General features: G+C 40.4%; 8 protein-coding genes and 1 pseudogene. 5 read left to right on the top strand and 4 right to left on the bottom strand.

From position 1 onward, the window contains the following. The first annotated feature begins 501 nt into the window (after positions 1-501). Positions 502-750, top strand: coding sequence for a CopG family ribbon-helix-helix protein (locus tag C8R34_RS15115; protein WP_107786305.1), 249 nt, complete (start codon positions 502-504; stop codon positions 748-750). Beyond that, complete coding sequence (locus tag C8R34_RS15120; protein WP_097104793.1) at positions 747-1046, top strand: type II toxin-antitoxin system RelE/ParE family toxin; 300 nt, start codon at positions 747-749, stop codon at positions 1044-1046. Before C8R34_RS15115 ends, C8R34_RS15120 begins: the two co-directional genes overlap by 4 nt. A 421-nt stretch (positions 1047-1467) precedes the next feature. On the opposite strand, the gene C8R34_RS15125 is transcribed toward C8R34_RS15120, so the two are convergent. Then, positions 1468-1734 (bottom strand): FmdB family zinc ribbon protein, encoded by a 267-nt coding sequence (locus C8R34_RS15125; RefSeq protein WP_097104792.1) that lies wholly within the window; start codon positions 1732-1734, stop codon positions 1468-1470. A 99-nt stretch (positions 1735-1833) separates the two neighbouring features. Then, positions 1834-2487 (bottom strand): carbonic anhydrase, encoded by a 654-nt coding sequence (locus tag C8R34_RS15130; protein ID WP_097104790.1) that lies wholly within the window; start codon positions 2485-2487, stop codon positions 1834-1836. A gap of 409 nt (positions 2488-2896) precedes the next feature. On the opposite strand from C8R34_RS15130, the gene C8R34_RS15135 reads away from it, so the two are divergent. From C8R34_RS15135 to C8R34_RS15145, 3 genes and pseudogenes are all read left to right on the top strand, one after another. Beyond that, positions 2897-4459 carry a sigma 54-interacting transcriptional regulator gene (locus tag C8R34_RS15135; protein ID WP_110342004.1) on the top strand — a complete coding sequence of 521 codons (1563 nt, stop codon included), beginning with the start codon at positions 2897-2899 and terminating at the stop codon, positions 4457-4459. Between the two features lie 367 nt (positions 4460-4826). Further along, complete coding sequence (locus C8R34_RS15140) at positions 4827-5147, top strand: DsrE family protein (RefSeq protein WP_097104787.1); 321 nt, start codon at positions 4827-4829, stop codon at positions 5145-5147. A gap of 12 nt (positions 5148-5159) precedes the next feature. Further along, a pseudogene (locus C8R34_RS15145) lies at positions 5160-5772 on the top strand (class I SAM-dependent methyltransferase). Positions 5773-6845: 1073 nt separating this feature from the next. On the opposite strand, the gene C8R34_RS15155 reads toward C8R34_RS15145, so the two are convergent. Both C8R34_RS15155 and C8R34_RS15160 read right to left on the bottom strand, forming a co-directional pair. Beyond that, positions 6846-8081 (bottom strand): efflux RND transporter periplasmic adaptor subunit, encoded by a 1236-nt coding sequence (locus tag C8R34_RS15155; protein WP_013648890.1) that lies wholly within the window; start codon positions 8079-8081, stop codon positions 6846-6848. 25 nt (positions 8082-8106) lie between these two features. After that, positions 8107-12507, bottom strand: a complete 4401-nt coding sequence (locus C8R34_RS15160; RefSeq protein ID WP_258364533.1) for a CusA/CzcA family heavy metal efflux RND transporter — start codon at positions 12505-12507, stop codon at positions 8107-8109. Positions 12508-12611 lie beyond the last annotated feature (104 nt).

Here is a 12611-nt window from a genome sequence, read left to right on the forward strand (position 1 = left end):
AACTTCACTTTTTGCCAGTGGCATGCGTGACAAATGCCTTTTAGAAATTTTTCTCTGTGGATACAGCAAAATTTTCGAGGTTGTGCAGAAGTCTTTTCCATATAACCCGCGCCCGACGCGGGTTTTTTGTTGCTTATTGTAGATAGTATTTTCTTACACCAGCCTTACATGCAGCGAGCAAAGAAAAAGCACTTAGGATGTTTAGTCACTAAGCGCTTGATTACTGGTGGGTCTGGCTGGACTCGAACCAGCGACCAAGGGATTATGAGACGCAGCCATTGAATATGCAATTAATATAATCAATCGCTTACAATGCTTGCCAAGCACAAAACCAGTGTCAAACAGCCTCAAATGATGGTATTTCTGCCGCAGTTTGGCACAAATTTGACACAGTCATTTCTTAGCAATGATTGTTTCAATATCTGTTTGCTGTTTCAATTTGCAAATCATACTTATCTATGCCAAGATTAAACATGATTACTTCTGATTAAGGAATAAGAAATGGCAAGCGAAACAGGACGCATGAGTGTATCAGTGGCACCAGAAAAACAAGAAAAGCTGGATGCAATTGCGCACAGTCTGGATCGTTCCAGAAACTGGTTAGTTAATCAGGCTATTGATCACTATCTGGAAATTTACGATTGGCAAACAAAAAAAATTCAAGAACGTCTGGATATTGCTTCAGGGAAAAATGCAAAATTTCATTCAAGCGATGATGTTGATGCCATGATAGATAAATTCAAAGCATGAGCGCTGTTGTATGGCTCGATGAAGCACTAGAAGATTTAAAATCAATTGGCGATTATATTGCACAAGAGAACGCCAATGCTGCTTATAATGTTTTAATTAGAATAAAAGCTACTGCCAATAATCTATCACTCCACCCCGAAATTGGTCGCCCAGGCCGTGTGTTTGGTACGCGTGAAATAGTGATGAGCGATCTTCCATACATTCTTGCCTATCAAATAACCGACAGAGATATTCGCATATTAGCTGTCATGCATACATCCAGAAAATGGCCTGAAAATTTCAATCGATTACGCTAGTGGTTATGCTTACAACAACTTTGGCACTTCGATATCGTAAAAATAGCGAACATCCATTCCATTACAACATGAAAGACCTCTATTACAGCTCGTCATGCCATACTGCAAATGATTCAAATTGGAGTAGTGTGTCCATTGACATCAAAATGACACTGCATTAATAACCTTTTTATCCTTTAAAAAAGATCCAGAATTAACGCTATTTGTTGTCGATTAAACACAAATTTTGTGAATTTCTGATCGCTTTATAGCGTGATGGATTAACCATTGAGCTCGAAAATTCGGCGAACAAAGTGTATAGAAAACCCCGATGATTAAACCGTTGGGGCGTCAGGTCACATTGCGAGATGATCCGCCATTCCATAATCACGCGTCTGATATTCAGTTGACTCTACTGTGAAAGTTAACGAGACAGTAGTGGTTATTTCTTAACATATCCTAAATGCTTATGACGACTACATCCGCACCCAGGCACGTGTAGGTGATTTACCGGATCGGTTTTTGGTTGAAGTGAACGTATTGCCAGATCACGGCCACGCGCCATGTTGCCATGCGCCGCAGGAGCAGAAAGAATAACCTTTTCTGTCGTACTCCCGCATACCGGGCAATCTGGATTGGTCGCATTGATTGAATGGCGTGTCTCGAATTGTAGTTTGCACTGTGTGCACAAGTAATCATAAGTTGGCATTTAGAATCCCTATCCATTAATCAAGGCATTTCTCAGAAATGTTATGACGCGACCACTTGGCACAACAAGTGATCACGTTTCCAGGTTTTTCTCTTGAACTTAGCTCCAACGAGGTGGTTGCTTCACTTTGACACCGAATTGAGCGGAGGTGACATCGGTTCTGGCCCGTTTTTCAGGGTCTCGGGTTGGCGCTCTCAGCCGGCGCGTCTCGACCTCCCAGATCCAGCCGCTGATGGCTACGTCCTTGGGAATGAGAGGATGATTTTTGAATGTCTCGATGGTCTTCAAGCAGGTTTCGTCCACGTCATCCATCATTCCGATCCACTTGGCGAACGCACCTTTCTCCAGCTTCTGCTCCGGCAGGGTCGGGTCCAGCGCGATATTGTCCGGATCGATCCCCTTGTCGCGAAAAGCCTGTTCCAAATCGGCTGCATTCGCCGACAGCATGCCGCACTGCGTATGTTGCACGATGACGATTTCCCTAGTACCAAAGAAATTACAAGTCAGCATCGCTGAACGGATTGCATCATCGGTGACAATTCCACCGGCATTGCGGAAACAGTGCGCATCGCCATGTCCGGCCGGTGTGTCTACGTGAATGCCGAGCGCTTCATCTACCGGCAGACGTTCGTCCATGCAGGCAAGTACCCATAATCTCAGGTTGTTATGTCCAGCCGGCCCATGGCGGCGACGCTGTGCCCAGTGGTCATATGCGGCAACGCGTGTGTTTAGTTCATCTTTGAGAGTTTTCAATGTTAAGTCTCCTCGGTAATAGGTTGCAATTTTAAAATTACTTTAAGTGATCTATCTTTTCGATAGACCCTAAAGGGATTCATAATGGATATTTAACAGGCCGTTGAAAAACTATCTGTGTTGCCGTTACGATTTTAAAAAAATGGGTTCAAAACGCTCATTGATTAAGCATAAACTGCGATTCACCTGTTCTTGCCTTGTATCGGCAGCCTCGAAAAAGTTTTTCAACGGCCTGTTAACCCGCACACCTGGTAATTGTTAGATGCAATAAAATTACATGCAAATACCATGCCACTGAGGATCAATAATTTTTATTATTAATTACAATAGGTTATTTATGAGCTGTTGCTACATTAGTGTAGCTGTGCTTCAATTGATGAAGTTTCACTTCACAAATCATCCATAAACTATGAACAAGAATCCTCTTGCTGAATTAACACCGGTTTTTTTTCTGCAAACCTTTATTCTTGAGCTGATGCATGCCAGTGAACAACAGGGGCAAAAGCATTGCGAGCAGTTGATTGAACATATCGCCAAAACCGCCGGATGCTTTTTTGAAGAAACTTACCGGGAGAATACCAATAAAAGTGAGCAGCTCGATAGTGAAAGCTATACCGAACTCATACTCGGCATCAAAAACAATATCGGCGGTAAATTTTCACTTGTTTCCAGTAATCCGGACTGCATAACGGTTACCAATTCACGTTGTCCTTTCGGCGAGCAAGTCACCAGCTTCCCTGAATTATGCCGGATGACTTCCAGCGTATTCGGGGGGATCGCAGCCAGAAACTTCGGTTATGCCAAGGTTGAAATCAAAAAAAGCATAGCCCGTCAGGATGGCCAATGTGATGTATGTATTTATACCAATCCGCATGCAGCAAAAGGGCACGCCGGAATGGAATATACTGACACGACACCGGTTAAGGAGATTAATGATATCAATGAATTACAGTGCCGAATTGAAACAAGCATGCAACGGCTTTGGCATAAACAAAGCAGGCAAGCATCAAAGAAACATCAATCTCCTGCAATCATAGCAAAATCACCAGTGATGCAGAAAATACTGCAATCGATCGAGGTTGTTGCGCCTACAGTGGCAACAGTGCTAATCCAGGGGCAAACAGGTGTGGGTAAAGAGTTGATAGCACGTGCCATACATGCGATGAGCGAGCGTTATCATAAACCGTTCATCGCTATTAACTGCGGTGCAATCCCGGAAAGTCTGATTGAAAGTGCCTTGTTTGGGCATGAAAAAGGTGCTTTTACCGGAGCCATAGAAGTACACCAAGGCTACTTTGAGCGAGCCGAAGGCGGTACTCTGTTTTTGGATGAAATCGACTCATTGTCGCCAGCAGCACAAACTCGATTGCTTCGTGTAATCCAGGAAGGGGAACTGGAAAGAGTTGGCGGCAAACAAACATTGGCGATTGATGTAAGGATCATCTCTGCAACGAATCAAAATCTGGAGAGTCTCGTAAAAGAGGATTTGTTTCGCAATGACCTGTACTATCGCATCAACGTAGTCCGCTTAAACATCCCTCCTTTGGTCGAACGGTCGGAAGATTTACCTTACCTGGTGCAATTGATCATTCAGCGATTGAACAAGCGTTATAACAAAGAGGTTGAATCAGTAAGCCGTGAAGTCATGCGGAAAATCCGCGCCTACCATTGGCCAGGTAACGTCCGCGAGCTGGAAAACATTCTTGAGCGCAGTATCCTGTTTGCCAGTGGCAAAGAAATGACCGAACTGGATTTAGAGCTTCCAGCTAAAACCAAAAGTGTTGTTGAATGGAAAAGCGTAAAAGAACATACTCTTGCCAAAATAGAGCAATCGTTCCTTGAGACAGCTTTGAAACAGCATCATGGAAATATAAAAAGAGTTTCTGAGAACATGGGAATTACTTCACGTGCTGTTTACGCCAAACTAAAAAAATACGAAATAAACTTGGCAGAATTCCGTATTTTTGATTGAAGCCATCATATCAATCTCGAAGTGGCCACGCAAATTCGGACAGCCCGCTAAGTATTAGCTTTGCTCAACCTAAACCGTAGTGTACTGGGTCAAATTATTAGAAAGTCACAATGCGTCAAGACTGCAATAGAAGCAGAAGCAACGTTTTACAGCAGATCCATCCCATTAATCATTACAAATCTAAGTGCTGCCGATGCGGAGTATTAGTACCCATACCGAATTACGAGAAATTGGCACGCTAACCCTAATCCGATTAGCACGATTCCAATCTAAAAATTTAACAAATTTCTACACAAGAATTCTATACTGCATACAGTTAGCTTCTTATCGAGGCTAACGAACAACTAATGGAATTGAAGGAAATTAAATGAAACTCGGAATTATCATTTATTCGAATGACTCAGAAACTGTATGGAACGCCTTCCGACTTGGAATTTTCTCCCGCAAGCAGGGGGATACTGTTTCAGTGTTTTTACTCGGAAAAGGTGTGGAGGTAGAATCTCTTGATAGGGACAAGTTTGATATTACCGGCCAGATTCACAGTTTTTCGGATATAGGCGGTGCAATTTTAGCTTGCGGAACCTGTCTTAAGCTTCGTGAGTCTGAAGAGTTAGGAATCTGTTCGATATCCACGATGCAGGATTTATATACGCTGATTCACGATTCAGATAAGGTATTGTGCTTTTAGAGAAATTACCCCATGGATAATAAGCGGCATTGGGAACAGGTATACCACTAAGGCATCTGACTCAGTTAGTTGGTTTCAGGAACACGCTGACCAGTCTCTGCGATTAATCCATAATACCAGACTCGGCAAAGATGCAGCCATTATTGATGTGGGAGGAGGAGCTTCCAGACTGGTGGATGACCTTGTGGCAGAAGGCTATACCGACTTGACAGTATTTGATCTGTCATCAATTGCGCTTGCTGTTGCAAAGCAGCGTTTGGGGGAACATGCGGATATTGTTCTCTGGATAGAAGGCGATATTACCCGTGCAAAGTTCCCCATGAACCGATTTGACATTTGGCATGACCGTGCAGTGTTCCATTTTTTGACTGATCCGGCAAATCGCCATGCTTATGTCGAGCGGGTCATAAGTGCAGTTCGACCAGGTGGACATGTGATTGTTGCTACTTTTGCCGAAGATGGACCAGAAAAATGTAGTGGTCTACCGGTGATGCGATACCAACCTGAAGCCCTGCATGCGGTATTTGGAGATACTTTCCAACTAGTTGAACATGAAAAAGAAGCACACCACACTCCGTTTGGAACAGTTCAGCAGTTTGTCTATTGCTATTGCCGCAAGAGGTAATTGCTAATTCTCCGCTTGCTTTGTGTCGTTCATTATTGTGCAGGAGGCTGTGGGGATATTTTTTCCCAGCCACCAGAGCACTCCCTGACATATGGATAGTAACCTTCTGGATTTCGACAATAGTACCAATAGCTGCTCTCTGATTGGGGAGCAGATGATACATTGTGTTGTATGTGGGTTGGTGGAGACGCGACTACTGGAGAAACGGGTACCGTAACTACTGGTGGATAGGGGTAATAATGAGGCAGCCCATACCCATAGTAACCTAGATCATAACCTAAGCCTAGGCCGTACCCAAAGTGAATGTCTAATCCATGGTAGCCACCAAAATGACCTCCTCCAACATGACCACCGTGGTGTCCATCACCTGCCCAGACGAAGCTCTTAATAAGGAATCCGAGCAATATAATGGTAAGACTATTAAAATTTATTTGCTTCATTAATGGCTCCATTTCGCACCATTGATAGCTGTGTAATATTTTTTTGGCCCAATCAACTTAATACTGCTATTTGTTTCACTAACCGTATTTTCTAAATCCGAACTCAGATAGATCATCAATCCTCCGTGCTTCAATAGTAATAGACAAAGTTAATTATTATATTACTGCAATATTCTTAGTATCAGCTGATTTGTTTTTAGAGCCTGTTTTTTAAATTTAGTTGTCGCACCTTTGTAAACGTTCTTTGAACGTCGGGCAAAGTACCCCACCTTCAAATCTTAACATAGAAAGCAGCCTATCCAATATCCGCAAGCTGTGGAGATAGTCGATAACCGTAAATTGTTTCTGCCAAAAATAAGGCACATCAAAGCTTTTGTGCATCGGGAGATTGTTGGCACAGTGAAAATCGTTGCTGTAAGTCTTATACCTGCTGGTAAGTATTTCGTGTCTATTTTGACTGAAATTAAGTTGATAGGAAGATCCCTATACCGTATTTCCTCCGAGGCTATTTATTATTTTTCTAGCTCTATAAACTGAGCATCATAATAGGTGCGACATTATGTCGCATTGCTATTTTTATTATAGGGCCAGATAATCCAATTTAATAGATTAATAAAAAGTACTTTATACATTCTAATGCTCATGCGATGTCTCGCCTTTATTTATTTCTGAGATCAGGTAATAGGCACTGTTCAATGCTACTTTAGTATTTTCAGTTAGTGGTTCAAGGAGTTTAATTTCCACCCAACCTTGATTAGAAATGCCTGTTCTGATCTCGATAGGATTAAATATCCATTCTATTTCTTCATTTTTCTTGGTTTTTTCTACAAGAAAAATGTAAGGCTTGCCATTCTCTACAACAATAGCTTCTTCTGGTAGCGCGGTAACCGATGAATTATCTGTATAGATTTCTCCGTGGATATACATACCTGGAATAAGGGAATATTCTTTTTGATCAATTTCGGCATGCACACGAACTACCCTAGGGTTTCTCTCAAAATTCTTTTCAACAGAAAAAATTGTGGCTGATAAGTTTTTATCCGGAACTGATTCTACCGTGAATGATACTTTCTGACCTTTTTTTACTTTGTGCACATCTTTTTCGAATACCATTAGGTCGGCATGTATAAAATCATTATTTATAATGCTAAGTATTTGTGCTTGAGGATCCACAAACTGTCCTGTTTGTACCAATATTTTCTCAATATAGCCATCTATTGGGCTTACTACTGGGACATATTGGGAAATATTACCATTTTTCAGTTTTTTTACATTAAGCCCTAATTGCTTTAATTGCGCTTCATAACCTTCTACTTCACTCTTTATAGTTTGGTAATTTGCTTTTGTTTGTTGATAAATCTTACCTGAGCCAATTTTTTCATCATAAAGTCTTTGCTGGCGGTGATATTCTTTTTCTAGAAATTGCTGCTGATTATAGGTGCTTATATATGCAGTCTGTAAGTTAATTAGATTTGGATGTGAAATATAGGCTAGTATTTGATCTTTTTTTACTTTTTCTCCTTCAATTACTTTTATTTCGGTAATATTAGCTCCCAAAACACTTGTAATTACGGCTTTATGTTGAGGAAACAATTCCAGCCACCCATTAACGTTTACCACTCCTGAAAGAGCACGAGTGGGTATATTACCGACCTTTATTCCGAGACTATTAAATTTTAGTTCAGAAAGATGGACCTCTCCTATCTCTTTTTCACTATCAGAATGATTAATATGATTCTCATTGGAATTTTTAAGAGAAGCGTGATTTCTATCTCCTTCAATATCCTTGTTATTAGCCGATTTGTTCATACAGCTGGCAGAAAATATTGCTAATATCAAAACTGATATAAACTGGGTGTGCATTTTCATATTTATTTTCTTTCTATTTATCGTTTTAATTAGATGTTTTTAGAAAATATTCCATCTGGTAGCGGCTGTCTAAATAACTGCCAAAAGCATTCCACGAATCAATCTCTATACGTATAGAATCTCTCATATTTTGCAAGAATGTTACATAATCAATCTCGCCTTCTCGGTAGGCAGTAAGTGCACCCGTTTGTTGCTCCTTAGCCATAGGAAGCGCCACATCCCGATAGTATTGCCATGAATTTAACCATTTGAGGTACTGCTCGCGTATATTCTGATAAGCCGCAGCTAGCTCTAGTTGAGATTGCTGAAGATTTTGGTTGGCAATTGTGTGCTCTATTTTAGCAGCCTGTGATCTTCCTAATTCCGGTGCAAAAAATAAGGGTACCTCAATACCAACCTGAAATTGATGAAGCCCAGGCAGACCTGAAATTTCTTGCTTGCCATACTGCAAGCTTAATTTGGGTAAAAATTGTGAACGTCTTTCTTTGATAGCAGCTTCTGCAACATTAACTCTTTGCTTAGAAACATTTAGTACAGGGTGAGTATCTATAGAATCTGGTATTAAGTTTAGTGGACTTTCCAATTGCTTGGCAGGAATATCTGGGACAGTAAATAAAGTATCGATGGCAAACCATAGGTTTAGCCGCTGTAATGCACTTAAATAGTCTCTATACGCTTGTTCTTTTTGTATCAATACTTGATTTCCTTGATTCGACGTTGCTAAGTATTCAAGTTTGGATATAGCTTCAACTTCAAATTTTATTTTAGCTGCTCGTTCAATATCCATGAAGATGGAGTTCATTTGCTTGTAAACCTGATAATTATTTTTTGCCGTATAGACCATAACCCAGGCTCTACTTACTTCCATTTCTACTTCTATCACAGACAGGTTAAGTGCTTTCTCAGCTAATGCTACCCGCTCTTTTTGTAGCTCTAATTTAGGAAAAATACCAAAGATATTTATTTGGCTCTGTTTGATACCAACATGCATATAAGTAGTTTCTGGGGTGTACCCTAGCTTTTCTGCACCAGTGAAGATTGAGGTACTGCCCAGGTCCCAAGCAGTCTTCTTCTGGACTTCTTGATTTTCTATTTCAAGCCTTGCTGCCTGTATTCTAGGAAAATTTTTTATTGCTAAATCCTTAGCCTGTTCTAGAGTAACGGTTGGTAAATTTTCTAGCGGTGGTGACTGTGCTTTTGCCGTAGAGGCTGCGCCTAGAAGGATACTTAGAAGCCCACTACACACAAAAATTATCACTAGCGTATTTGCACGAGGAAGTTGGAGGCTTTGTTTATTAATTTTTTTATTATTACGATTCTCGACAAAAGCATAAATTACGGGAAGTACAATGAGGGTAAGGAGCGTGCCCGATATCAAGCCACCAATTACTACGGTTGATAACGGATGTTGCACTTCAGAGCCTGCTGATACGGATAATGCCATTGGTAAAAATCCGAGAATATCTGTAGCATCTGTAAGTAAAATAGGCCTAATTCTTTCTTTGGTTGCTTTAACTATACGTTCTTCAATATCGGTTATCCCTTCTTCTTTTAATGAATTGAATCTACTAATTAATATTAAGTCATCAAGTACAGCTATACCAAATAACACAACAAAACCTACCCCTGCTGAAACACTGAAAGGTATATCTCTTAACCAAAGGGCAAGTACTCCGCCTATAGCAGCTAAAGGAATGGCGGTAAAAAGGATGACTGCTTGGGAAAATGACTTTAGAGCAAAATACAGCAAGACGAAGATCAAAAATATGGTAATTGGTACCACAATGGCTAATCGATTTTTGGCTTTTTGCAGGTTTTCAAACTCTCCACCATATGTGACGTAATAGCCGGGCGGTAAATCTAACTCAGCCTCTAGCCTTTGTTGGATGTCTTTTACTACGGACTCCATGTCACGTCCTCTGGTGTTCACTCCTACGTAAGTTCTACGAAAAGTATTGTCCCTTGATATTTGCATAGGGCCTAGTACATAGTTGATATCGGCTAGTTCCTTAATGGGAATTTGATTACCGTTAGGTAAATCAATATAAAGGTTTCGTAAATCGGCAATGTTTTTTTGGTAGGCTTCATCAAAACGTATGACCATATCAAAGCGCTTCTCACCTTCTAGAATTACTCCAGCCACACTTCCGGCAAATGCTGAGCTGATATAGTCATTCAATTTATCAATATTTAATCCATATTGAGCTATTTTTTCTCGGCTATAACGCACAGTCATTTGAGGCATTCCGGAGGTTCTCTCGGTATTTACATCACCCACACCAGGAACGGTTTGGATGATTTTGGCTATGTCATTTGCTTTTTGCGCCAACACATTAAGATCATCGCCGTACAACTTCACAGCCACATCTTCTCGGACACCCGTTAGTAATTCATTAAAGCGCAATTCAATCGGCTGACTGAAAACCAGGTTGATTCCTATTAATTCGCTATCAAGCTTTTCTTTGATTTTTTCAATAAGTTCATCTTTTGACTTGGCAGAAGTCCATTTATTTACATCCTTTTCTAGGATAATGAACATATCGGCTATATCCATTGGCATAGGATCCGTGGGAATTTCTGCTACACCAATTCTAGCTAAAGCAATTTTTATTTCCGGAAAATTTTGCAGTAATATGTTTTCTATTTTAATAGAAACGTCAATAGTTTCACTGAGGCCACTACCAGGTCTAATAAGTGCCTGCATTGCAATATCGCCTTCATCCAACTGCGGCAAAAACTCACCACCTATTCTGAGAAACATAAAAACCGCACCAACAAACAATGCAAAAGCCACAATCATAACAATTACTTGGTGTCGAAGTGCACTTATTAATAATGGTAAATAAATATGTTGGAAACCGTTTACAATTTTATTGCCGAGATTCTCAAGCGATTTTTCTAACTTTCCAGACCAATTTTTTTGGTTTTTTCCAGGCCTTAAAAGTAAGGCTGACATCATAGGAACATATGTCAGGCAAAGTATAATGGCTCCCAACATGGTAAAACCAAAGGTGTAGGCCATCGGATGAAACATTTTTCCTTCTATACCAGTAAGGAATAAAATTGGAATAAATACGATTAGTATGATTATCTGACCGAAAACTGCGGTATTCATCATTGAGCTTCCAGCTTGAAAAGCTAACTCATCTATATCCTTTTGGTCAAAATTTAATTTACCTGCCTTATATTGTTTTTGAATTTCGTATATGGTGCGTTCTACTATGATTACTGCGCCATCAACAATAATCCCGAAATCAATAGCCCCTAAACTTATCAAATTAGCCGATACATCAAATTGATTCATCAAAATGGAAGCAAAGAGGAAGGATAAGAGAATAGTACTGGCAGCAATAAAACCGCCCCTGATGCTACCTAGAATTATGACTAATGCAAAAATTACAACTAGCGCACCCTCTGTAAGGTTCTCAGTTACTGTACTGGTAGTTCTTTCTATAAGCGTGCTTCTGTCAAGAAAAGGTTTTATCTCCAAACCTTCGGGTAATGATTTCTGAATATCAACTATGCGCTTTTGTACATTTTGAATTACAGCATTTGAATTAGATCCTCTTAGCATTAAAATCATACCGCCTACTGCTTCCCGACCATCCTGTGTGAAAGCGCCATAGCGTATCTGATGACCAAAATGTACTTTCTCTGCTACATCCTTGATTAAAATAGGGAGGCCATTCACATTTTTAATGAAAATATTTCGAATATCGTCGAGTGAGCGAACCAAGCCTTCCCCGCGGATAAAATTGGCCATGTTATTTTTTTCAATGTAGGCGCCGCCTGTATTGCTATTATTACGCCGTAATGCCTCAAATACTTCTGATAGGGAAACATTGTTGGCATTGAGTTTTTCAGGATTGATAGCGATTTCATATTGCTTTATTTTTCCACCAAAAGCATTTACTGCCACAACACCTTCTACTAAAGCTAACTGTCGTCTGATGATCCAGTCTTGGAAAGTACGCAAGTCAGTTGGAGAATATCTGGTTTCGAAACCAGGCTTGGGTTGGAGGGTATATTGGTAGATTTCTCCAAGCCCCGTTGTAATGGGCCCCAGAGATGGGCTTCCAAAAGTCTCGGGTATTTGTTGCTGCACAATATTAAGCTTTTCTTGTACCAATTGCCGTGGTAGATACGTGCCCATAGAGTCTTCGAAGACAATAGTTACTACTGAAAGACCAAAGCGAGAAATAGAACGTATCTCTGTAACACCTGGTAAGTTAGCCATAGCTAGTTCCACAGGAAAAGTTACAAATCTTTCAATGTCTTCGGTAGCTAAAGTTTGGGAAACGGTAATGACCTGAACCTGATTATTAGTGATATCTGGTACCGTACCAAGATCCACTGTGAACAAGGAATATACTCCGGCACCTATTAGCACTAGGGTAAGTAAACCTACGATAAGTTTATTGTTTATAGAATAATTTAGGCTCTAGACTAGCAGACACGATCTGTTAGTCTAGTAAGATGTTAAGAAACAGTAAATTAAGCGACTATTACATTAAAAAAATAATTCAATGC

Source organism: Nitrosomonas sp. Nm84, from assembly GCF_003201565.1.
In the GTDB taxonomy this organism is placed as follows: domain Bacteria; phylum Pseudomonadota; class Gammaproteobacteria; order Burkholderiales; family Nitrosomonadaceae; genus Nitrosomonas.

What these genes read in the sequence shown, in the direction of transcription:
- C8R34_RS15115 (WP_107786305.1), top strand. Translation starts at nt 502, where the DNA reads ATGGCAAGCGAAACAGGACGCATGAGTGTATCAGTGGCACCAGAAAAA.
- C8R34_RS15120 (WP_097104793.1), top strand. Translation starts at nt 747, where the DNA reads ATGAGCGCTGTTGTATGGCTCGATGAAGCACTAGAAGATTTAAAATCA.
- C8R34_RS15125 (WP_097104792.1), bottom strand. Translation starts at nt 1,734, where the DNA reads ATGCCAACTTATGATTACTTGTGCACACAGTGCAAACTACAATTCGAG.
- C8R34_RS15135 (WP_110342004.1), top strand. Translation starts at nt 2,897, where the DNA reads ATGAACAAGAATCCTCTTGCTGAATTAACACCGGTTTTTTTTCTGCAA.
- C8R34_RS15140 (WP_097104787.1), top strand. Translation starts at nt 4,827, where the DNA reads ATGAAACTCGGAATTATCATTTATTCGAATGACTCAGAAACTGTATGG.
- C8R34_RS15155 (WP_013648890.1), bottom strand. Translation starts at nt 8,081, where the DNA reads ATGAAAATGCACACCCAGTTTATATCAGTTTTGATATTAGCAATATTT.